This is a genomic window from Pseudomonas sp. Bout1 (assembly GCF_034314165.1).
Taxonomy (GTDB): Bacteria; Pseudomonadota; Gammaproteobacteria; order Pseudomonadales; family Pseudomonadaceae; genus Aquipseudomonas.
Genome location: NZ_JAVIWK010000001.1, coordinates 5,704,078 through 5,725,905 on the forward strand (window position 1 = coordinate 5,704,078; position 21,828 = coordinate 5,725,905).

Here is a 21,828-nt window from a genome sequence, read left to right on the forward strand (position 1 = left end):
GAGCGAGCCTGCTCGCGAAAGTCGTTAACCATGACGCTGGCACCCTGAATCTACGCGGCGCCCTCAAGTTTTTCGCGAGCAAGCTCGCTCATAAAGAAAGCCTCACGCCCGGCCAATTTCCGCGAATTTGGCCTGGGTGTGTTCAGCCAGCACGGCCGCTGCCAACTCCACCTCAAGCCCCCTTCTGCCGGCACTGATAAAAATCGTCGGAAACGACTGCGCGGTCACGTCGACAAAAGTGCGCAGGCGTTTCTTCTGCCCCAGCGGGCTGATACCTCCCAGCAAGTAACCCGTCGCGCGCTGCGCCGCAGCCGGGTCAGCCATCTCGACTTTTTTCACTCCGGCCGCCTGCGCCAGCGCTTTTAAATCCAAACTTCCGACGACCGGCACAACCGCCACCAGCAGTTCTGCTTTTTCACTGCTGACCAGCAGGGTCTTGAACACCTGCGTCGGATCAAGCCCCAATTTTTCCGCGGCCTCCAGACCATAGGACGCGGCCTTGGGATCATGTTCGTAACTGTGGATTCGATGTTCGGCGCGAACTTTTTTCAACAGGTCCAATGCGGGCGTCATGCAGGCTCCAGGCTTGGCAAAAAGGTGAAAAAACAGATGGCCAATTCTAGGCCAACACGCGGCAAAAGGCTCTAGTCCGAAGCCCTCTGCCGTGCCTGCGCGCTGCCCTCGCCAGCCACTCAAGGTGCCCACGCCACGATCATTCACCACACCAATAATTACAAAATGACCGACCGTTCACTTTCGACCTTTGACAGCCGTCATTCTTGTCTATATTTTTTCGTTTACGAATACTGTAGGAATACACCTCCAGATTCACAGCAGTAAGCCGCGACGAAGATGGGGATCCTCGCCGTGGTGAAAATCGCCGCTTGCCCATTGAGGCAAAACGCCAGACAACAACAAAAACAGAGGTTTTCCATGACAACTGCTCTTCAACAGCCTTCACTTTTAAGCCAATGCATGGCCGAATTCCTGGGTACTGCGTTGCTGATCTTCTTCGGTACCGGATGTGTTGCTGCGCTCAAGGTCGCGGGTGCCAGCTTTGGCTTGTGGGAAATCAGTATCATCTGGGGGATCGGCGTCAGCATGGCGATCTACCTGAGCGCCGGCATTTCCGGGGCTCACCTCAACCCGGCCGTCAGTATTGCCCTGTGTATTTTTGCCGATTTCGAAAAGCGCAAACTGCCGTTCTACATCATTGCCCAAGTCGCCGGCGCCTTCTGCTCGGCCGCGTTGGTTTACACGCTCTACAGCAACCTGTTTTTCGATTACGAACAAACCCACCACATGATTCGCGGCACCCAGGCCAGCCTGGAATTGGCGTCGGTGTTCTCCACCTACCCGCATCCGCTGCTGGGCACGGCCCAGGCGTTCCTGGTGGAGATGGTTATCACCGCGATCCTCATGGGTGTGATCATGGCCCTGACCGACGATAACAACGGCCTGCCGCGTGGCCCGTTGGCGCCGCTGCTGATTGGTTTGCTGATCGCCGTGATTGGCAGCGCCATGGGCCCGCTGACCGGGTTTGCGATGAACCCGGCCCGTGACTTCGGCCCCAAGTTGATGACCTTTTTCGCCGGTTGGGGTGAAATGGCCTTCACCGGCGGGCGCGACATTCCTTATTTCCTGATTCCGATCTTTGCGCCGATCGTCGGCGCCTGCCTCGGTGCAGCAGCGTATCGCGGGCTGATTGCCCGTCACCTGCCCAGCGCCGCAGCTGCTACAACTGATGCAACCGAAGCTGCCGCCACCGGCAAAACCCGTACTTCCTGATGCGATAGCCTGGGCCGTACTGCCCCTTTGCCGCCCAGGCTGTTTACTTGACTCCCCTATTCTCCGTCCAAGGCAATCGACATGACCGACATTCAGAATAAGAACTACATCATTGCCCTCGATCAGGGCACCACCAGTTCCCGGGCGATTATCTTTGATCGTGACGCCAATGTGGTCTGCACCGCCCAGCGTGAATTCACCCAGCATTACCCGCAAGCCGGCTGGGTCGAACATGACCCGATGGAAATTTTCGCCACCCAGAGCGCGGTGATGGTCGAGGCCCTGGCACAAGCCGGCCTGCACCATGACCAGGTCGCGGCCATCGGTATCACCAACCAGCGTGAAACCACCGTGGTCTGGGACAAAATCACCGGCCGCCCGATCTACAACGCGATCGTCTGGCAATGCCGCCGCAGCACCGAGATCTGCCAGCAGCTCAAGCGCGACGGCCACGAGCAATACATCAACGACACCACCGGCCTGGTGACTGACCCGTACTTCTCCGGCACCAAGCTCAAGTGGATCCTCGACAATGTCGAAGGCAGCCGCGAACGTGCGCGTAACGGCGAGCTGCTGTTCGGCACTATCGACAGCTGGTTGATCTGGAAATTTACCGGCGGCAAGACCCACGTCACCGATTACACCAACGCCTCGCGCACCATGCTCTTCAACATCCACACGCTGGAGTGGGATTCGAAGATGCTGGAGATTCTCGACGTGCCGCGCGAAATGCTGCCGGAAGTGAAGTCTTCCTCGGAAATCTACGGCCGCACCAAAAGCGGCATCGCCATCGGCGGTATCGCCGGTGACCAGCAGGCGGCGCTGTTTGGCCAAATGTGCGTAGAACCGGGCCAGGCGAAAAACACCTACGGCACCGGCTGCTTCCTGCTGATGAACACCGGCGACAAGGCGGTGAAATCCAAGCACGGCATGCTCACCACCATCGCCTGCGGCCCGCGTGGCGAAGTGGCCTACGCCCTGGAAGGCGCCGTGTTCAACGGCGGTTCCACCGTGCAATGGCTGCGTGACGAGTTGAAGATCATCGCCGATGCCACCGACACCGAATACTTCGCCGGCAAGGTCAAGGACAGCAACGGCGTGTACCTGGTGCCAGCCTTCACCGGCCTGGGCGCTCCGTACTGGGACCCGTATGCCCGTGGCGCACTGTTCGGCCTGACCCGTGGCGTACGCGTGGACCACATCATTCGTGCAGCCCTGGAGTCGATTGCCTACCAGACCCGCGACGTACTCGATGCCATGCAGCAGGATTCCGGCGAACGCCTCAAATCCCTGCGGGTAGACGGTGGCGCGGTCGCCAACAACTTCCTGATGCAGTTCCAGGCCGACATCCTCGGCACCCAGGTTGAGCGCCCGCAAATGCGCGAAACCACCGCGTTGGGCGCCGCCTACCTGGCCGGCCTGGCGTGCGGTTTCTGGGGCAGCCTGGACGAACTGCGCGGCAAGGCGGTGATCGAGCGTCAATTCGAACCGCAACTGGAAGAGGCGGCGAAGGAAAAACTCTACGCCGGCTGGCAAAAAGCGGTTAGCCGCACCCGCGACTGGGAACCCCACGAAGGCGCTGAATAAGCCAAGCGCCGGACCCACATAGGGTTGTAACTGGCAGGGAGCAGATTCCTGCGTCATCATGGGCCACTTTTTACGGCAGCCCAAAGGACGCACCATGAATCTGCCTCCCCGCCAGCAACAAATCCTCGAACTGGTTCGCGAACGCGGCTATGTGAGTATCGAGGAAATGGCGCAGCTCTTCGTTGTCACCCCGCAAACCATCCGCCGTGATATCAATCAACTGGCGGAAGCCAATCTGTTGCGCCGCTACCATGGCGGCGCAGCCTACGACTCCAGCGTTGAAAACACCGCGTACGCCATGCGTGCCGACCAGATGCGCGACGAGAAACAGCGCATCGGCGAAGCCATCGCCGCGCAAATCCCCGATCACGCCTCGCTGTTTATCAACATCGGTACCACCACCGAATCGATCGCCCGTGCGCTGCTGAACCACAGCCACCTGAAAATCATCACCAATAACCTCAACGTCGCCATGATGCTCAGTGCCAAAGACGACTTCGACGTACTCCTGACCGGCGGCAACGTGCGCCGTGACGGTGGCGTGGTGGGCCAGGCCAGCGTCGACTTTATCAACCAGTTCAAGGTCGATTTCGCCTTGGTGGGCATCAGCGGCATCGATGAAGACGGCAGCCTGCTGGATTTCGATTACCAGGAAGTGCGGGTTTCCCAAGCGATCATTGCCAACGCGCGCAAGGTAATCCTGGCGGCGGACTCCAGCAAATTCGGGCGCAACGCCATGATTCGCCTGGGACCTATCAGTTTGATTGATTGTTTAGTCACCGATCAGCAGCCGGTTCCGGCGCTGGTGCAACTGTTGAATCAGCACAAGATTCGGCTGGAAGTGGTGTAAGCCTATACAGGGGGTGTTCCGCCCCCTGATGTTCACATATTTTCCTTTCTTCGCCCTTCGATCAGTATTTTCAATCGAAGCGGGCTGGCTGTGCCTGCGTTTATACGCTACCATTTTCGCAAATGAACATTTATGTTCGAATTCCAATACGAAAAGATTGCGAGGCCAGCCGATGAACCCTTCTACCTTGCCTGCCCCACCGCTTGCCGAAGTCTATGACGTTGCCGTTATCGGTGGCGGGATCAACGGCGTCGGCATCGCAGCAGACGCAGCCGGGCGCGGTTTGTCGGTATTCCTTTGTGAAAAGGACGACCTGGCCAGCCATACCTCTTCCGCCAGCAGCAAGCTGATCCACGGCGGCCTGCGCTACCTGGAACATTACGAATTCCGCCTGGTGCGCGAAGCCCTGGCTGAACGTGAGGTGCTGCTGGCCAAGGCCCCGCACATCGTCAAGCAGATGCGCTTTGTACTGCCACACCGCCCGCACCTGCGCCCGGCGTGGATGATTCGCGCCGGCCTGTTCCTGTATGACCACCTGGGCAAGCGGGAAAAACTCGAAGGCTCCAAGAGCCTCAAGTTCGGCCCCGACAGCCCGCTGAAAAGCGAAATCACCAAAGGCTTTGAATACTCCGACTGCTGGGTCGACGACGCTCGCCTTGTCGTACTCAACGCTATGGCCGCGCGGGAAAAGGGTGCGCATATCCACACCCAGACCCGTTGCGTCAGCGCGCACCGCAGCAAAGGCCTGTGGGAAATGAACATGGAACGTGCCGACGGCAGCCTGTTCTCGATCCGCGCCCGTGCGCTGGTGAATGCCGCCGGCCCGTGGGTGGCCAAGTTCATCAAGGATGACTTGAAGCTGGATTCACCCTACGGCATCCGTCTGATCCAGGGCAGCCACCTGATCGTGCCGAAGCTGTACGAAGGCGCCCACGCGCACATCCTGCAGAACGAAGACCAGCGCATCGTTTTCACCATTCCGTACCTAAATCACCTGACCATCATCGGCACCACCGACCGCGAATACACCGGCGACCCGGCGAAAGTGGCGATTACCGAAGGTGAGACCGACTACATGCTCAACGTGGTCAACGCGCATTTCAAGAAACAGTTGAGCCGCGATGACATCGTGCACACCTATTCGGGCGTGCGCCCGCTGTGCAACGACGAATCCGACAACCCGTCGGCCGTGACCCGCGACTACACCCTGGCGCTGTCCGGCACCTCGGGCGAGGCGCCGTTGCTGTCGGTGTTCGGCGGCAAGTTGACCACCTACCGCAAGCTGGCCGAGTCGGCGATGGCACAACTGGCGCCGTACTTCACGCAGATGCGCCCAAGCTGGACCGCCACAGCCACCCTGCCCGGCGGCGAAAACATGAGCACGCCAGAGGCCCTGGCCGATGCGATTCGCAGCAAGCACGACTGGGTGCCAAGCGAGATTGCCCGTCGCTGGTCCACCACCTACGGCAGCCGCACTTGGCGCCTGCTGGAAGGCGTGCAGTCGCTGGCCGACATGGGCGAGCACCTCGGTGGCGGCCTGTACACCCGTGAAGTCGACTACCTGTGCGCCGAGGAATGGGCCACGCAGCCCCACGATATCCTGTGGCGCCGCAGCAAGCTGGGGCTGTTCACTACCCCGCAAGAACAGGAAAACGTACAGCGTTACCTGTCGAAGGTTGAGCACAATCGCGGCAAGATCGAAGCCGCCTGATTGCCCTGTTGTAAAAAAGCCCCTGCACCGAAAGGTCCAGGGGCTTTTTCATGCCTCAAGATGACGCTGATAACGCAGGCCCATATCACGAATCCCGGAGAAGGCAGAGCCCAGCAACACTGGATAAGCCGCGTGGAGAAACCCCGGTGTAGCCGTCGCAAGTGCCCGTTCCAGCCAAAGGCAAGCCTGCGCCTCGTCGCCGTCTTCAGCCAGCTCCGAGGCATGGTTGTATTGCCCACGAAAGTCTCCGGCCTCGGCTGAACGCTGATACCACTGCCGCGCCAGTTGAACATCCCTGGGCACCACAACGCCCTCATGGTGGAACCGCCCCAACAGGTTCATCGACTTGGCGTGGCCCTTGGCCGCAGCCTGGCGGAACAACTCATACGCCGCGCCAAGATCGCGCTCCACGCCGCGGCCCCGTGTGAGCAACTGGCCGTAGTTATACAAGCCCCATTCCAGGCCCAGATCGGCAGCCTTGCGGTAATGCTGCGCGGCATCGCCCAAGTCGATTTCGCAGCCCCACCCGTTCTCAAGGCAACGTCCGATCATGTTGATCGCCATCGGGTGACGCTGCCGGGCGGCGATGCGAAACCAGCTCAACGCCAGCGCCTCATCCTTCTGCACGCCATGACCGTCAAGCAGCAACTGGGCCAGGGTCGCCTGTGCATCCGCATCACCCAATTGAGCGGCATGCATCACCCAGCGCACGTAGGCACGCGGGTTATTACCGATATCAGACGGCTCACTGCCTGGTTGTGCACGCTGCATTGGTGCCCCACGTGGCGATCAAGGATCGCAAAAGTTTCATGAATTATTTGGTTACAAAGTATTACATTTGAGATCGCTTATCAATTACGATCGCATCTCACTAACACCCACAAGAGATTACTCAATGGCTACCGGGATCAGTTCTGCCCCCCTTTCATCGCGGCATTTGCTCGCGTCGGCAGTGGGCTTGGCAGTGGCTGCGCAAGGAGGATTCAGTTATGCGGCGGACGCCGCACCAGACGACACCACAGGCGTCATTCAGCTCGGCGCGACCAGCATTGAAGGCCAGGCGCCGAGCCAGAGCGTCTACAACCCTGTGGCTCCTTCATCCCCCAAGTACACCGAGGCACTGCGCGACACGCCGCAGACCATCACGGTGGTGCCCAAGGAAGTCATTCATGACCAGAACCTGCTGACCCTGCGCGATGTGCTCAGTACCGTGCCGGGCATCACCTTCGGTGCTGGCGAAGGCGGCAGCGGCTACGGCGACAGCATCAACCTGCGTGGCTTCTCCGCCAGCGGCGACATCTACGTGGACGGCGTACGCGACAGCGCGCAATACAGCCGCACCGACCCGTTCAACCTGGAACAGGTAGAAGTCGTCAGCGGTGCGAGTTCGGTGTACTCAGGTTCCGGCGCGGTCGGTGGCACCATCAACCTGGTGAGCAAGCAACCAGAGCTGCGCGACAAAACCACCCTCAGTGCCGGCATCGGCACCGATAACTACAAGCGCACCACCCTGGACACCAACCAGACGCTCAACGACACCACGGCGTTTCGCCTGAACCTGATGGCCCATGGTAACGATGTGCCCGGTCGCGATTATGAAGATTACGAACGCTGGGGCATCGCGCCTTCCATTGCCTTTGGCCTGGGCACGCCAACCCGCGTAACCGTCAGTTATGAGCACCAGAAAGACAACAACACGCCGCAATACGGCATCCCGATCTACAACGGCAAGCCGATGCCGGGTGTGGGCTGGAGCGATTACTACGGCTACCACAACATCAATGACCAGCAGATCACCTCGGACTCGTTCAGCCTGAAGCTCGAACACGACTTCAACGACGCCGTGTCCGTGCGCAACTTCACCCGCGTCGAGCGCGTTCGCCAGGACCTGCGCGCTTCCGGCCCCGAAGGTGCACTGACCGGTTGCCTGGCCAGTGGCACCCAGATAACGGGCGCTCCCTGCGCAGCAGGCCTCAAACCGGGCTATTTCCAGCCAAGCGGTGGTTCGTTGGGCAATGAGCGCAATACCCAGAACAAAATGTTCACCAACCAGACCGACGTCACCAGCCACTTCAGCACCGGTTTCATCGACCACACGCTGGTGACCGGTATCTCCATCAGCCGCGAGGAGTACGAGGCGGATACCGGCAAATGGCTGACCAATGCCAACGGCAGCACGATAGTCCCGCCACCAGTCAGCTACAGCGATCCGAACTCGGACTGGACGGGGCCGGTCAACTTCACCCGTGCCGCCCACATCGATGGCGCGCTGAACAACCGCGCCGCCTATGCCTTCGACACGCTCAAGCTCAACCCGCAATGGGAAATCAATGGCGGCCTGCGTTACGAGCACAACGCCGGCAGTTCGGTGACCAACGCCTACTCCAGCACCGGCGTGGAAACCCCCGGCATACGTTATGGCCAGGCAGATGACCTGACGTCCTACCGCATGGCGCTGGTCTACAAGCCGGTGGAAAATGGCAGCTTCTATATCGCCTATGGCAACAGCAAGACGCCGTCGCAAGCCAGCGTCAACGGGGGTTGCTACACCCCGGCCAAAACCTCGAGCGTGGCCACCAACAACTGCGACGTTTCCCCGGAAACCGCCGTCAGCTATGAGATCGGCACCAAATGGGACCTGCTCGACAATGCGCTGTCACTGACGGGCGCGATCTTTCGCAATGACCGCACCAACTACAAAGTCGCCGATAACGACCCGAGCAACCTGAGTGGCACGCAAACCCTGGACGGCAAGGCGCGTGCCGACGGTGTGGCGCTGGGCCTGAGCGGTCAGATCACCGACCGCTGGAAAGTCTTCGCCAACTACACCTACCTGAACACCCGCGTGCTGCGCAGCGCCAGCGACTACACCCTGGCGACCACTGGCATCGACGTGCAGAAAGGCGAACCGCTGACCTTCACCCCCAAACATGCGGCAAGCATCTGGACGGTGTATGACCTGCCCTACAACTTCCAGGTGGGCTACGGGATAACGGCGCAAACCAAGCAGTACCTGGTCAGCGCCGCCGGGTCACCGACTTCGCCCGGCTACGCAGTACAGCGCGCGATGCTCGGCTACAAGGTCAACAAGCAGCTGAACCTGCAGTTGAACATCAACAACCTGTTCGACAAGGACTACCTGACCCGCATCCGTAACAACGGTTGGGCAGTACCCGGCGATGGGCGTGCGGCGGTTGTGTCGGCTGACTATACGTTCTGACGAAAAAGCCACACCAAGCAGCCCTGGGAGCCACGCTCCCGGGGCTTTTTCATGGGCGTTATAAACGCTGCCCGGCATTCGGTTTTCCGAACGCGACACCTCAGCCTATTCGGTTTGCCGGATCTGGCGCGACACAATCCCCCGTAACATAAAGTTAATCTCTATATAAATCATGCGCTTAACCTTTTATCGCTGGCCTGGCACGACTCATGCTCTACACTCGTAGGCGATTGCCTGAGGCGCCTCAGGAGCCGTCATGGGCATTCGCAGTACTGTTTATATAAAAACGTGGCCGTCCTAATCGGTCTCATAAAAAAAACAAATGTCGAGGAAGTATTGATGCGTATCGTTCCCCATATTTTGGGCGCAGCTATCGCTGCTGCTCTGATCAGCACTCCAGTTTTCGCCGCCGAACTCACCGGCACACTGAAGAAAATCAACGACTCCGGCACAATCACTCTCGCTCACCGCGACAGCTCCATTCCGTTTTCCTACATCGCGGATGGTTCGGGTAAACCCGTGGGCTACTCCCACGACATTCAGCTGGCCATCGTTGAAGCCCTGAAAAAAGACCTGAACAAACCCGACCTGAAGACCAAGTACAACCTGGTCACCTCGCAAACCCGTATCCCGCTGATCCAGAACGGCACCGCGGACATCGAGTGCGGCTCCACCACCAACAACGCCGAACGCGCCCAGCAGGTCGACTTCACCATCAATATCTTCGAAATCGGCACCCGTCTGCTGGTCAAGAAAGACAAGGATGGCAAGCCTTCCTACAGCGATTTCGCTGACCTGAAAGGCAAGAACGTCGTGACCACCGCCGGCACCACGTCCGAGCGCATCATCAAGGCGATGAACGCCGACAAGCAGATGGGCATGAACGTCATCTCTGCCAAGGACCATGGCGAATCCTTCCAGATGCTGGAAAGCGGCCGCGCCGTTGCCTTCATGATGGACGACGCCCTGCTGGCTGGCGAAGAAGCCAAGGCCAAGAAGCCGGACGACTGGGTCATCACCGGTACTCCACAGTCCTTCGAAGCCTACGCGTGCATGGTTCGTAAAGACGACCCAGCCTTCAAGAAGGCCGTGGATGACGCGATCGTCGGCCTGTACAAATCCGGCGAGATCAACAAGATCTACAGCAAGTGGTTCGAGAGCCCGATTCCGCCTAAAGGCCTGAACCTGAACTTCCCGATGAGCGAGAAGGTAAAGGATCTGATCGCAACTCCAAGCGACAAGCCAGCGCCTGACGTAAAAATCTGATACCTGACTACGCTTATGTCCTGAGGGAGCCAACGCTCCCTCAGGCGTCTGTTACTACCTGCTGGCTTTAATTTTGGAACACTCGACCTGGCGGTTTTCGAGCCGATCGTGTGTGCCTGGCGTTCACCGCCGGGCGGGAAAGGATCTTCCCCAGGCGGGTGCTTGTACATCGATCGATCTCGAGGGGAGACCCTAATGAATTACAACTGGGACTGGGGCGTATTCTTCAAGTCCACCGGCGTTGGCAGCGAGACTTATCTCGACTGGTACATCTCCGGACTGGGCTGGACCATCGCCATCGCCGTCGTGGCATGGATCATCGCCTTGCTGCTGGGCTCGGTACTCGGCGTCATGCGCACCGTGCCAAACCGCATCGTATCGGGCATCGCGACCTGCTACGTGGAGCTGTTTCGCAACGTACCGCTGCTGGTTCAGCTGTTCATCTGGTATTTCCTGATACCCGACATGCTGCCGCAGAACCTGCAAGACTGGTACAAACAAGACCTCAACCCGACCACCTCGGCCTACCTGAGTGTTGTCGTGTGCCTGGGCCTGTTCACCGCCGCCCGGGTGTGCGAGCAAGTACGTACCGGCATTCAGGCGCTGCCACGTGGCCAGGAAGCCGCCGCGCGCGCCATGGGCTTCAAGCTGCCGCAGATCTACTGGAACGTGCTGCTGCCCCAGGCCTACCGCATCATCATTCCGCCGCTTACCTCCGAATTCCTCAACGTCTTCAAGAACTCCTCCGTGGCGTCCCTGATCGGTTTGATGGAGTTGCTTGCGCAAACCAAACAGACCGCCGAGTTCTCGGCCAACCTGTTCGAGGCCTTCACCCTGGCCACGCTGATCTACTTCACCTTGAACATGAGCCTGATGCTGCTGATGCGCGTGGTCGAGAAGAAAGTCGCCGTGCCCGGCCTGATCTCCGTGGGGGGTAAATAATGGAATTCGATTTCAGCGGTATCATCCCTGCCATCCCGGGCCTGTGGAACGGCATGGTCATGACCTTGCAGTTGATGGTCATGGGTGTGGTCGGCGGCATCGTGCTGGGGACCATCCTGGCCCTGATGCGCCTGTCGTCCAGCAAACTGCTGTCGCGCCTGGCCGGCGCCTACGTGAACTACTTCCGCTCGATCCCTCTGCTGCTGGTGATCACCTGGTTCTACCTGGCGGTGCCGTTCGTGCTGCGCTGGATCACCGGCGAAGACACACCGATCGGTGCGTTCACTTCCTGCGTCGTGGCCTTCATGATGTTCGAGGCCGCGTACTTCTGCGAAATCGTGCGAGCCGGCGTGCAGTCGATCCCCAAGGGCCAGATGGCCGCAGCCCAAGCCATGGGCATGACCTATGGCCAGACCATGCGCCTGATCATCCTGCCGCAGGCGTTCCGCAAGATGACCCCGTTGCTGCTGCAACAGTCGATCATCCTGTTCCAGGACACCTCGCTGGTCTACACCGTGGGCCTGGTGGACTTCCTCAACTCCGCCCGCTCCAACGGCGACATCATCGGCCGCTCCAATGAGTTCCTGATCTTCGCCGGTGTCGTCTACTTCATCATCAGCTTTTCCGCCTCGCTGCTGGTCAAGCGTCTGCAAAAAAGGTTTGCCGTATGATCTCTATCAAGAATATCAACAAGTGGTATGGCGACTTCCAGGTGCTGACCGATTGCAGCACCGAGGTTAAAAAAGGCGAAGTGATCGTGGTGTGCGGGCCGTCCGGCTCGGGCAAATCCACCCTGATCAAGTGCGTCAACGCCCTGGAACCGTTCCAGAAAGGCGACGTGGTGGTTGATGGCACCTCCATTGCCGACCCGAAGACCAACCTGCCGAAACTGCGCTCGCGCGTTGGCATGGTGTTCCAGCACTTCGAGCTGTTTCCGCACCTGACCATTACCGAAAACCTGACCATCGCGCAGATCAAGGTGTTGGGCCGCAGCAAGGAAGAAGCCACCAGGAAAGGCCTGCAACTGCTCGAACGTGTGGGGTTGTCGGCCCACGCCCACAAGCACCCGGGCCAGCTTTCCGGCGGCCAGCAGCAGCGTGTGGCGATTGCCCGTGCGCTGGCGATGGACCCGATCGTCATGCTGTTCGACGAACCGACCTCGGCGCTCGACCCGGAGATGGTCAACGAAGTACTCGACGTGATGGTGCAACTGGCCCACGAAGGCATGACCATGATGTGCGTGACCCACGAAATGGGTTTCGCCCGCAAGGTAGCCGACCGGGTGATCTTCATGGATGCCGGCAAGATCATCGAAGACTGCCCGAAAGAGGAGTTCTTCGGCGACATCAGCGCCCGCTCCGAGCGTGCGCAGCACTTCCTTGAGAAAATCCTGCAGCACTAAGTGCGACCTCGTCCTCCCGTGGGACGGGTTCACCGTGGTGAGCAGGTTTACTGTGGTGAGCAGTCTTACTGTGGTGAGCAGTCTTACTGTGGTGAGCGGGCTTACTGTGGTGAGCGGGCTTGCCCCGCGCTGGGCTGCGCAGCAGCCCCAATACGGTCATCGCGCTTTTCCAGGCAAATCACCCTGACTGGTTTTGGGGCAGCTACGCAGCCCAGCGCGGGGCAAGCCCGCTCACCACACAAGCTCCTGGCCACACCCACCCAGAACAGGCCCGTGCTCACACTGGTTGACCCAAGGCATCTGTGATGAAATGCGACCCCAACCTCTTTCGCGCCGCGCCGCCATCACTTGCCGTGAAGCCTCGTCTGATTCGCCAATTGTTCCTGCCGCCGCTGATCATCGCGCTGATGATCGGACTGGGTTACGTCGGCTTCTGGATCAGTGAGTTCTATGGGATCCGCACCCTCAGCGAGACCGGCGAGCGCCAGTTGGAGCTGCATGCCCGTACCGTCGAAAGCGAAATCAGCAAATACACGTACCTGCCCAGCCTGCTTGAGCTGGAAACCAGCGTCTCCAAGCTGCTGGCCGACCCCAATTTTGACACCCGGTCCACGGTCAACGACTACCTCGAAGGCCTGAACCGGCGCAGCCGCAGCCGAGCCATCTATGTGATGGACACCACCGGACGCGTACTGGCCACCAGCAACTGGCGCGATGCCGACAGTTACCTCGGTGAAGACCTGTCCTTTCGCTCCTATTTCCAGAACGCCGTGCGCGGCCAGCCCGGCCGGTTCTATGGCATCGGCAGCACCAACGGCGAACCTGGCTACTACCTGGCCCATGGCCTGGAAGAACACGGCAAGATCATCGGCGTGGCCGTGGTCAAGGTGCGCCTCGAAGCCCTGGAAGAACGCTGGCAGCGAGCGCGCCTGGAGGCCTTCGTCAGTGACGAGAACGGCATCATCATCCTCTCCAGCGACCCGGCCCGGCGCCTCAAGGCCGTGCGCCCATTGAGCGACGACACCAAGGAACGCCTGGCCCGCAGCCTGCAATATTACTGGGCGACCCTCAACGAACTGCAACCCCTGGCCCGCGAGCGCCTGAGCGAAGGCACGGAAAAACTCACCTTCCCGGCCAACACCGAAGTGGTGGCCGACGAGAAGGAAGTCAGCTTCCTGGCCCAGACCCGCCCGCTGAACGACACACCGTGGAACTTCACCCTGCTCACCCCACTGAATGACCTGCGCCGGGCCGCCATCAACCAGGGCATCCTGGTGGCCGTGGCCTTCGCCCTGGTGGCGTTCCTGCTGATTGCCTGGAACGAGCGGCGCAAGGTGATCGCCACCCGCCTTGCCGCCCGTGAGGCGTTGCAAGAAGCCAATAACCAGCTGGAGCGACGGATTGCCGAACGCACCACCGACCTGCGGGCCAGCAACGAACGGCTCAAAAGCCAGATCCGCGAGCGGCGCCAGGCCGAGGAAACCCTGCGCCGGGCCCAGGACGAACTGGTACAGGCCGGCAAGCTCGCGGCCATCGGCCAGATGTCCACCAGCATCGCCCACGAATTGAACCAGCCACTGGCCGCTTTGCGCACCCTGTCGGGCAACACCGTGCGCTTCCTTGAGCGTGGGGCGCTGGACACCGCCAGTGCCAACCTCAAGACCATCAACGAGCTGATCGACCGCATGGGCCGTATCACCGCCAGCCTGCGCTCCTTTGCCCGGCGCGGTGATGACCAGGGCGAAGCGAATCTGGGCAAGGCGGTGGACGCCACGTTGCAGATCCTCGGCAGTCGCCTGGAAACCCTGCCGCTGACGGTGCACCGCCACTTCGCCAGCGCGCAGTTACAAATCGACCAGACACGCCTGGAGCAGATCCTGGTCAACCTGATCGGCAACGCCCTGGACGCGATGCAAGCGCAACCGGCCCCCGAACTGTGGCTGGACGGCGATATCGTCGAGGGCAAATACCGCCTGCGGGTGCGCGATAACGGCCACGGTATTGATACCGAGACCCGCAAGCATTTGTTCGAACCGTTCTTTACCACCAAACCCGGCGAGCAAGGCCTGGGCCTGGGCCTGACGCTTTCAGCCAGCCTCGCGGCGGCCACCGGCGGCAATCTTGCCGTCGAGCATCCGGCCGGCGGTGGTACTGCCTTTGTCCTGAGTTTGCCGCTGGCGAGCCCTCAACACGTCGAGTCGAAATGAACGCAGAAAAAACCACCGACCTGACCGTCCTGATCGTCGAAGACGACCCCCATGTATTGCTCGGCTGCCAGCAAGCACTCGCCCTGGAAGACATTCCAAGCGTGGGCGTAGGCAGCGCCGAAGAAGCCCTGACCCGCGTCGGTGAAAACTTCGCCGGCATTGTCATCAGCGATATCCGCCTGCCGGGCATTGACGGGCTGGAGTTGCTGACCCGGCTCAAGGCGTTGGATAAAAGCCTGCCAGTGGTGCTGATCACCGGCCACGGCGACATCTCCATGGCCGTGGGCGCGATGCGCAACGGCGCCTATGACTTCATGGAAAAACCCTTCTCCCCCGAGCGCCTGGTGGACGTCGCCCGCCGCGCCCTCGAGCAACGCGGGCTGGCCCGGGAAGTCTGGTCGCTGCGCCGGCAACTGGCCGAGCGCGACTCGCTGGAAGGCCGGATCATCGGCCGCTCGCCTGCCATGCAGAACCTGCGGGAACTGATCGCCAACGTCGCCGATACCTCGGCCAACGTGCTGATCGAAGGCGAGACCGGCACCGGCAAGGAACTGGTCGCCCGCTGCTTGCATGATTTCAGCCGGCGGCACTCCCACCAGTTCGTTGCCTTGAACTGTGGTGGCCTGCCAGAAAACCTGTTCGAAAGCGAAATCTTCGGCCACGAGGCCAACGCGTTTACCGGCGCCGGCAAACGCCGCATCGGCAAGATCGAACACGCCCACGAAGGCACGCTGTTCCTCGACGAAGTGGAAAGCATGCCGATGAACCTGCAGATCAAACTGCTGCGGGTATTGCAGGAACGCACCCTGGAACGCCTGGGCTCGAACCAGAGCGTGGCGGTGGATTGCCGGGTGATCGCCGCCACCAAGTCCGACCTTGACGACCTGAGCCGCGCCAACCAGTTTCGCAGCGACCTGTACTACCGCCTCAATGTGGTGACGCTGGAACTACCGCCCTTGCGCGAGCGCCGTGAAGACATCCTGCAGCTGTTCGAACATTTTTTGCAGCAGTCGTCCCTGCGTTTCGACCGCACCGCGCCGGACCTCGACAACCAGACCCTGTCCAACCTCATGAGCCACGACTGGCCGGGCAACGTGCGTGAACTGCGCAACGTGGCCGAGCGGTTTGCCCTGGGCTTGCCGGCGTTCAAGAAGAGCGGCGCCAGCAGCGGCAACCATGGGCTGGCTTTTACCGAAGCGGTGGAAGCCTTCGAGCGCAACCTGCTCAACGATGCCTTGCAACGCAGCGGCGGCAACCTGACCCAGGCGAGCCAGGAACTGGGGATGGCCAAGACCACGCTGTTCGACAAGGTCAAGAAATACGGGTTGAGCCACTAGGAGTGCACTGTGGATTTATTGTTGAAGGCGGCATTGGGCGCGGGAGTGGTGCTGATTCTGGCGGCGTTGGCCAAGACCAAAAATTATTACATCGCCGGGTTGGTGCCGCTGTTTCCGACGTTCGCGTTGATCGCGCATTACATCGTGGGCAAGGGTCGCTCGGTGGAGGATTTGAAGACCACCATCGTGTTCGGGATGTGGTCGATTATTCCGTACTTTGTGTACCTGGCGACGTTGTACGTGATGGTTGACCGGATGCGCCTGGAGGCCTCGCTGGCGGTGGCGGCAGTGGCGTGGTTGATGGCGGCTACGGTGTTGGTCAGCGTGTGGGTTCGCCTGCACGCCTGACATACGCCTATCAAAAATTTGGAGCTGGGTGGGGGTGTATATCCGTTATTCAGGTGATGGCCGCCTATGGTTCCGCTCTTACAGCGGCTCACTTTTGAACAGCGCAAAAGTAAGCAAAACGCTCTTGCCCCACCACTCGGCACCTCGCTTAGGCTCGGTGTGCCCTCACGCAGGCTTTGGACCGTGGGCCGCCGCGATGGGCCATCCTTGGCCCAGCGCGGCTAACCCGGCGTCCTGCCGGGTTACCCACGCTCCAAAGCCTGCGTTCGGCCAGCGTGGTTGACGGGGCGCCTAAGATCAAGTTCACAAGCAGATCAAGAACACAGCGGCCTACAGGCCGGCTTGAGTGTTAAAAGCCAGATCAAAAGCTAAAGCGGGCACGGTTCCAATGTAGGAGCTGGCTTGCCGGCGATGGCATCGCCGCGGTGTATCTGAAAGACCGAGTTGCCCGCATCGCCGGCAAGCCAGCTCCTACAGCTTTTGCTCTGGCTTTTAACACTCAGGTCGGCTTTCAGGCCGCCGTGCACTTGATCTTGCTGTTGATCTTGATCTAACTGCCCCATTCAGCCCGAGGCCGAACGCAGGGATTGAGGAGCGGGTAAACCGGCAGGACGCCGGTTTAGCCGCGACGGGCCAGGGACGGGCCGTCGCGGCGGCCCGCGGAGCAATTCCGGAGTGAGGGAACGCCGAGCCTAGGCGAGGCGCCGACAGGCGGGGCAGAGCGTTTTGGTTACTTTTGCGCTTTTCAAAAGTGACCCGCTGTAAGAGCGGAACCCCAAGCGGCCGTTACCTAAATAACGGATATGCACTCCCCCCCAAACAACCGCTCACCGCCCCCTAGCGAACAATCTTGTCCACCTGAATCCCCAGCTTCTTCAACCGATACCAAAAGCTGCGCTCGGAAATCCCGATCTTCTGCGCAGCCGCGGCCTGCACGCCATTGCTCTCCTGCAACGCAGCCATGATGTAAGCCTTCTCCACCTCGGCCAGCGCCGCATCCAGATCCTGCGGCACACCCGGCCCGTCGCCAAGTATCACCCCAACCCCGTCCTGCGCAGGTCGCGAAGCAAACAAATACGCCGGCAAATCAATATCCTCGATCACCGGCGTCGCCGCGACAATGGTCGCGCGCTCCACACAATTTTGCAGCTCACGAATATTCCCTGGCCAGGAATACGCCGCCATCGCCTGCAACGCCTCAGAGCTGAAACCGGTAATGCGTTTGCCCGCCGTGGCACTCAAGGTCTGGGCAAAGTGCCGGGCAAGCGGCGCAATGTCTTCCACCCGCTCACGCAACGCCGGCAGCGGAATCGGAAACACATTCAGGCGGTAGTAAAGGTCTTCACGAAACTCCTTGTTCGCCACCGCATCCAGCAAATTCTTGTTGGTGGCCGCAATCACCCGCACGTCCACCTTGCGCTCGCGTGGGTCGCCCACCGGCTCGATCACCCGCTCCTGCAAGGCCCGCAGGATTTTCGCCTGCAACGCCAACGGCATGTCCCCCACTTCATCGAGAAACAGCGTGCCCTTGTCCGCCTGCATGAAACGCCCCACCCGGTCCGCCACCGCGCCGGTAAAGGCACCCTTGCGGTGGCCGAACATCTCGCTTTCCAGCAAGCCCTCGGGGATCGCCGCGCAGTTGACCGCCACAAACGGCTTGTCAGCGCGGTTGCCATGCTTGTGAATGGCGCGGGCGACCATTTCCTTGCCGGTGCCGCTTTCGCCGGTCAGCAGGATCGTCGCGTTGCTGTCGCGCACCGAGTCCACAGCGTGCAGCACCCGGCGAAACGCCGGGCTGTCACCCACCAGACTGTCGAACTGTGCATGCTCATCCAGCTCGGCGCGCATTCGCGCGTTGTCGCGCATGATGTCGCGAAACTGCAGGGCCTTGGCCACGGTGATGTCCAGCTCGTCGATGTCGAACGGCTTGGCAATGTAGTCGTAGGCGCCGTTGCGCATCGACTGCACCGCGTTTTTCACGGTGCTGTAGGCGGTCATCACGATCACCGGCAACTGCGGGTAGCGCACCTTAATCTCAGCCAGCAACGCCGGCCCATCCATGCCAGGCATGCGCCAGTCGCTGATCACCAGGTCGATGTCTTCCTGCTCCAGCACCTTGAGCGCGTGCAAGCCGTTACCCGCGGTGAACACCTGGATGCCGCTCTGGCTCAGGGCCGACGAGAGCAGGTCACAGAGCTTGGGTTCGTCGTCGACTACCAATACGTTATGCGTCATCACCATCCTCATCATCGCCGTCGTCGTCGTCACCCTGAGCCGGAATGTACAGGCTGAAGGTGGCGCCGGCATCTTTCTCGCTGACACATTCGATGCTGCCGTCATGACTTTCCATGATCGAGAAGACTTTAGCCAGACCCAACCCCGTGCCCGAGGCCTTGGTGGTGACGAATGGCGTGAAGATGCGCTCGATCATGTCCGCCGGAATGCCCTGGCCGGTATCGGCAATGCTGATTACGGTGTTGTGGTCCACGGTGCTGATGCCCAGGGTCAGCCGACCGCCTTCGGGCATCGCGTCGATGGCGTTGAGTATCAGGTTGAGGCACGCCTGCTTGAGCTGCTTGGCATCGGCGTAAATCGTCGCGCCAGGCGCCTGGTCGTCGATTTGTGCGTCGATATTATGGGTGGACAGCTCCGGGCCGCAGAAGCCAAGGATTTCCTCCACCAGTGGCCGCGCCGGTTGCAGGGTGCGCAACGGCGCGCTGGGCTTGGCGAAGTCGAGAAACTCGGTGATCAGGTCGTTGATACGGCTGACTTCGCTGATCACGTATTCCAGGTGGCGCTTGTCGGTTTCCGGCAGGTCGGCGCGCCGGTGCAGCAACTGGGTGGCGGTCTTGATGATGCCCAGCGGGTTGCGAATTTCGTGGGCCAGGCCCATCGCAACCTCGCCCAGGGCATGCAGGCGGTCGCGCCGACGCAGTTGCGCTTCCAGGTGATGCAATTCGCCCAGGCGCTCTGTCATGTGGTTGAAGGTGCTGCTCAGTTGCGCCAGTTCGTCGCCGCCACTGACCGCCACGCGGTGTTGGTAGTTACCGGAGATCACCGCGCTGACGCCCTGGGACAAATCCCGCAGCGGGCGCGTCAGGCGTTGCGACACCAGCATCCCGGCGCCCAGGGACAATGCCGAGCTGAGTAGGAAGATCAGCACGAACAGATTGCTCTGGTTCACCAGCCCGACCAGGCTGGTGTGGCGCAGCAGGCCGCTGAAAATCACGCCTTGCAGCTCGCCGGCATCGTTGAAGATGGGCCAGTACAAACCGCTGTAATTATTGGTGAACTGCTCGCTGGGCTGCTTGGTGTTGCGCAACACGTCTTCGATTTTCGCCGGGATTCTGGTCGGGTGATCTTCAAAGCGCTGGGTCGAGAAAATCTCCGAGAAGCCAGTGGGGTTTGCCAGGTACAGGCGCAAATCCAGGGAGTGCACATCGGCCACGCTGGTGAGGAAACTGCTGTCCAGGTAGGTCGCCACCAACAACTGGTAGTCGACACCGTCCTCGCTGGTTTCAAAGGTCGACACCACCACCCCGGTACTCACGCCGCCTACCTGGACGGTCTGCAGCACGGCGTTGCTGGCCAGGCTGATCTGCTTGACGACGTCGTCGGCGGCGGTGCTGAAGACAATCTTGTGGTCGCTGCTGCGGATCAGCGCTACCACATCGATGTCGGTGGCGGCGGCAATGTCGGCGGTCAGCTTGTCATGCCTGGCCGCCTGGCGAGAAGACGGGGGCTTGGTATAGCGCAGGAACAGTTGGGCGACCCGGGCGTTGTCGTGGAGGATGTCGCCGATCTCGTCCTTGACGATCTTGGTCGACTCCTGCAGCCAGATGCGTACGTTGCTGTCGAAAATCTGCGACAACGTGGTTGCCGCCAGTTCGGCGGCGATCATGGTCGGGATCACGCTGACCAGCCAAAACGCCAGCACCAGCTTGCGCTGGACGCTCCAACGCGAAATGGCAAAGGGGCGGGCAGTCTGGCGGGTCTTGTTGATCATCAGGTTTCGCTTATCGCAGCAGCCATGGCAGGGTCGGATCGATCCGGTCGGAAAAACGTTTTCGCTATCTTGAGCACGCTGTTGACCAGCCAGTTGCGATGCCGGAAGAACATGCTGTTGCCCTGAAACTCACAGCCCAGCCGCAACTTGCTGGCGTATCCGGCCTGGCCGCATTCATACACCGCAATATCGTGCTGAATACAGTAGTCGACGTTGGTCAGCCAACTGCGAAAGTACAGGTTGTAATCGCGGCTGAACTCGATGTCATGCCCAAAAAACTTGTCGATCAACCGGTCCTGGTTCAACAACACCAGATTGAAGGCCACCAGTTGCTCGTCCACCCAATAAAGCACACAGACCGCGCGCTCTTCCAACTGTTCGAGGATACCGGTGAAATACTCCACGGGCAGCCGCTCAAACTGCATCTCGGCACGGATCAGGGTGGCTTCGTACAAACGCATGATGTCTGGCAGCACATCGTCGATGTTGCGCCGCCACTCTACCCGTGGGCCCGGCGCGCGCAATTTGCGGCGCAGGTCCTTGCGGGTGGATTTGCCCAGGGAACCCAGGTAGGCGTCCACTGAACCGAAAGGGATCGGCAATAATGCCGACGGCAGGCTGGGCATGCTTTGAAAGCCGGCGGCCTGGCAACTGTTGGACCAATGCTCATCCCTGGTCGGTGCATCCTTGACGGCCACCAGACCGATACCGAACACGTCGGCATCCTGGCGGGCGGCAATCAGCAACTGCTGGAGCAGCGCCTGGCGTTGCGATACGGGAACATGGCTGGCCGTCCCCGCATTGCACTGCTCGGCCACGGGCGAACCAATGGCGTACAGGCCCAACTGCAAAACACCCGGCCACAGTCGCTCCAGGCGCTCGGTAAAGCGCTTGCCGATGCCCGACACCGTGGTGTCGAGCCGATAATGCGTGATGAACGCCGGCGCGACCGCCACCAGCGTTGCATCGTCAAACACGGCCAGGTAACGCCACTGAAAATCATCAATCGCAGCGTTTTCCACGGCCACGTAATAATCCCAATCCTCCAGGGCACCGGGAAAACAGTCGTTCCAGGCACTGCGTTCGATGGCCCGAATGGTCGAAAAGGCTTGGGCGGTAATCACGTCAAATCCTTAGGCTCACGGCCAATTCCCTGTAGGAGCG

At 60.4% G+C, this 21,828-nt stretch carries 17 protein-coding genes and 1 pseudogene; 13 read left to right on the plus strand and 5 right to left on the minus strand.

What is annotated here, in order from left to right:
• Positions 1–8: 8 nt before the first annotated feature.
• Positions 9–89: pseudogene (locus RGV33_RS26445) on the plus strand (outer membrane lipoprotein carrier protein LolA); the annotation flags it as partial.
• Positions 90–102: 13 nt separating this feature from the next.
• Here the strand turns inward: RGV33_RS26445 and ybaK are convergent.
• Positions 103–573: a Cys-tRNA(Pro) deacylase gene (gene ybaK, locus RGV33_RS26450; RefSeq protein WP_322148741.1), complete on the minus strand. Its 471-nt coding sequence runs from the start codon at positions 571–573 to the stop codon at positions 103–105.
• Between the two features lie 360 nt (positions 574–933).
• On the opposite strand from ybaK, the gene RGV33_RS26455 reads away from it, so the two are divergent.
• The 4 genes from RGV33_RS26455 (at position 934) to glpD (ending at position 5,936) form a co-directional block, all read left to right on the plus strand.
• Positions 934–1,788, plus strand: coding sequence for an MIP/aquaporin family protein (locus RGV33_RS26455; protein ID WP_322147203.1), 855 nt, complete (start codon positions 934–936; stop codon positions 1,786–1,788).
• Positions 1,789–1,869: 81 nt separating this feature from the next.
• Positions 1,870–3,375 carry a glycerol kinase GlpK gene (gene glpK, locus RGV33_RS26460; RefSeq protein WP_063027424.1) on the plus strand — a complete coding sequence of 502 codons (1,506 nt, stop codon included), beginning with the start codon at positions 1,870–1,872 and terminating at the stop codon, positions 3,373–3,375.
• Positions 3,376–3,469: 94 nt separating this feature from the next.
• On the plus strand, positions 3,470–4,225 hold the full coding sequence (locus RGV33_RS26465) for a DeoR/GlpR family transcriptional regulator (RefSeq protein ID WP_003208723.1): 756 nt from the start codon (positions 3,470–3,472) through the stop codon (positions 4,223–4,225).
• Positions 4,226–4,397: 172 nt separating this feature from the next.
• On the plus strand, positions 4,398–5,936 hold the full coding sequence (gene glpD / locus RGV33_RS26470; protein ID WP_322147204.1) for a glycerol-3-phosphate dehydrogenase: 1,539 nt from the start codon (positions 4,398–4,400) through the stop codon (positions 5,934–5,936).
• 48 nt (positions 5,937–5,984) lie between these two features.
• Here glpD and RGV33_RS26475 read toward each other — a convergent pair whose 3' ends face one another.
• On the minus strand, positions 5,985–6,707 hold the full coding sequence (locus RGV33_RS26475; RefSeq protein WP_322147206.1) for a tetratricopeptide repeat protein: 723 nt from the start codon (positions 6,705–6,707) through the stop codon (positions 5,985–5,987).
• A 124-nt stretch (positions 6,708–6,831) separates the two neighbouring features.
• On the opposite strand from RGV33_RS26475, the gene RGV33_RS26480 reads away from it, so the two are divergent.
• The 8 genes from RGV33_RS26480 to RGV33_RS26515 all read left to right on the plus strand — a co-directional run bounded on the left by RGV33_RS26480 (position 6,832) and on the right by RGV33_RS26515 (position 16,658).
• Positions 6,832–9,156 carry a TonB-dependent siderophore receptor gene (locus tag RGV33_RS26480; RefSeq protein ID WP_322147208.1) on the plus strand — a complete coding sequence of 775 codons (2,325 nt, stop codon included), beginning with the start codon at positions 6,832–6,834 and terminating at the stop codon, positions 9,154–9,156.
• A 339-nt stretch (positions 9,157–9,495) separates the two neighbouring features.
• Positions 9,496–10,422: a glutamate/aspartate ABC transporter substrate-binding protein gene (locus RGV33_RS26485; RefSeq protein ID WP_322147209.1), complete on the plus strand. Its 927-nt coding sequence runs from the start codon at positions 9,496–9,498 to the stop codon at positions 10,420–10,422.
• A 195-nt stretch (positions 10,423–10,617) separates the two neighbouring features.
• Positions 10,618–11,364: an amino acid ABC transporter permease gene (locus tag RGV33_RS26490; RefSeq protein WP_177084729.1), complete on the plus strand. Its 747-nt coding sequence runs from the start codon at positions 10,618–10,620 to the stop codon at positions 11,362–11,364.
• Entirely contained in the window at positions 11,364–12,035 is a 672-nt protein-coding gene (locus tag RGV33_RS26495) for an amino acid ABC transporter permease (protein WP_046384547.1), read from the plus strand. The genes RGV33_RS26490 and RGV33_RS26495 overlap by 1 nt, the downstream gene beginning before the upstream one ends.
• Positions 12,032–12,766: an amino acid ABC transporter ATP-binding protein gene (locus tag RGV33_RS26500; protein WP_322147210.1), complete on the plus strand. Its 735-nt coding sequence runs from the start codon at positions 12,032–12,034 to the stop codon at positions 12,764–12,766. Before RGV33_RS26495 ends, RGV33_RS26500 begins: the two co-directional genes overlap by 4 nt.
• 305 nt (positions 12,767–13,071) lie before the next feature.
• Positions 13,072–14,973 (plus strand): sensor histidine kinase, encoded by a 1,902-nt coding sequence (locus RGV33_RS26505; RefSeq protein WP_322147211.1) that lies wholly within the window; start codon positions 13,072–13,074, stop codon positions 14,971–14,973.
• Positions 14,970–16,310, plus strand: coding sequence for a sigma-54 dependent transcriptional regulator (locus RGV33_RS26510; RefSeq protein ID WP_322147212.1), 1,341 nt, complete (start codon positions 14,970–14,972; stop codon positions 16,308–16,310). The genes RGV33_RS26505 and RGV33_RS26510 overlap by 4 nt, the downstream gene beginning before the upstream one ends.
• Positions 16,311–16,328: 18 nt before the next feature.
• Positions 16,329–16,658: a GlpM family protein gene (locus tag RGV33_RS26515; protein ID WP_173860384.1), complete on the plus strand. Its 330-nt coding sequence runs from the start codon at positions 16,329–16,331 to the stop codon at positions 16,656–16,658.
• An 837-nt stretch (positions 16,659–17,495) separates the two neighbouring features.
• On the opposite strand, the gene RGV33_RS26520 is transcribed toward RGV33_RS26515, so the two are convergent.
• Genes RGV33_RS26520 through RGV33_RS26530 form a run of 3 tightly spaced genes read right to left on the minus strand, consistent with a single transcriptional unit; the run spans position 17,496 to position 21,788 of the window.
• Positions 17,496–18,893, minus strand: a complete 1,398-nt coding sequence (locus RGV33_RS26520; RefSeq protein WP_322147213.1) for a sigma-54 dependent transcriptional regulator — start codon at positions 18,891–18,893, stop codon at positions 17,496–17,498.
• Positions 18,883–20,664, minus strand: coding sequence for a sensor histidine kinase (locus RGV33_RS26525; protein WP_322147214.1), 1,782 nt, complete (start codon positions 20,662–20,664; stop codon positions 18,883–18,885). The genes RGV33_RS26520 and RGV33_RS26525 overlap by 11 nt, the downstream gene beginning before the upstream one ends.
• A complete protein-coding gene (locus RGV33_RS26530) occupies positions 20,664–21,788 on the minus strand; it encodes a GNAT family N-acetyltransferase (RefSeq protein WP_322147215.1) in 1,125 nt (374 codons plus the stop codon). Before RGV33_RS26530 ends, RGV33_RS26525 begins: the two co-directional genes overlap by 1 nt.
• Between the last annotated feature and the right edge of the window lie 40 nt (positions 21,789–21,828).

What these genes read in the sequence shown, in the direction of transcription:
- RGV33_RS26500 (WP_322147210.1), top strand. Translation starts at nt 12,032, where the DNA reads ATGATCTCTATCAAGAATATCAACAAGTGGTATGGCGACTTCCAGGTG.
- RGV33_RS26490 (WP_177084729.1), top strand. Translation starts at nt 10,618, where the DNA reads ATGAATTACAACTGGGACTGGGGCGTATTCTTCAAGTCCACCGGCGTT.
- RGV33_RS26505 (WP_322147211.1), top strand. Translation starts at nt 13,072, where the DNA reads ATGAAATGCGACCCCAACCTCTTTCGCGCCGCGCCGCCATCACTTGCC.
- RGV33_RS26510 (WP_322147212.1), top strand. Translation starts at nt 14,970, where the DNA reads ATGAACGCAGAAAAAACCACCGACCTGACCGTCCTGATCGTCGAAGAC.
- glpD (WP_322147204.1), top strand. Translation starts at nt 4,398, where the DNA reads ATGAACCCTTCTACCTTGCCTGCCCCACCGCTTGCCGAAGTCTATGAC.
- RGV33_RS26465 (WP_003208723.1), top strand. Translation starts at nt 3,470, where the DNA reads ATGAATCTGCCTCCCCGCCAGCAACAAATCCTCGAACTGGTTCGCGAA.
- RGV33_RS26525 (WP_322147214.1), bottom strand. Translation starts at nt 20,664, where the DNA reads ATGATCAACAAGACCCGCCAGACTGCCCGCCCCTTTGCCATTTCGCGT.
- RGV33_RS26455 (WP_322147203.1), top strand. Translation starts at nt 934, where the DNA reads ATGACAACTGCTCTTCAACAGCCTTCACTTTTAAGCCAATGCATGGCC.
- ybaK (WP_322148741.1), bottom strand. Translation starts at nt 573, where the DNA reads ATGACGCCCGCATTGGACCTGTTGAAAAAAGTTCGCGCCGAACATCGA.
- glpK (WP_063027424.1), top strand. Translation starts at nt 1,870, where the DNA reads ATGACCGACATTCAGAATAAGAACTACATCATTGCCCTCGATCAGGGC.
- RGV33_RS26485 (WP_322147209.1), top strand. Translation starts at nt 9,496, where the DNA reads ATGCGTATCGTTCCCCATATTTTGGGCGCAGCTATCGCTGCTGCTCTG.
- RGV33_RS26520 (WP_322147213.1), bottom strand. Translation starts at nt 18,893, where the DNA reads ATGACGCATAACGTATTGGTAGTCGACGACGAACCCAAGCTCTGTGAC.
- RGV33_RS26495 (WP_046384547.1), top strand. Translation starts at nt 11,364, where the DNA reads ATGGAATTCGATTTCAGCGGTATCATCCCTGCCATCCCGGGCCTGTGG.
- RGV33_RS26475 (WP_322147206.1), bottom strand. Translation starts at nt 6,707, where the DNA reads ATGCAGCGTGCACAACCAGGCAGTGAGCCGTCTGATATCGGTAATAAC.
- RGV33_RS26480 (WP_322147208.1), top strand. Translation starts at nt 6,832, where the DNA reads ATGGCTACCGGGATCAGTTCTGCCCCCCTTTCATCGCGGCATTTGCTC.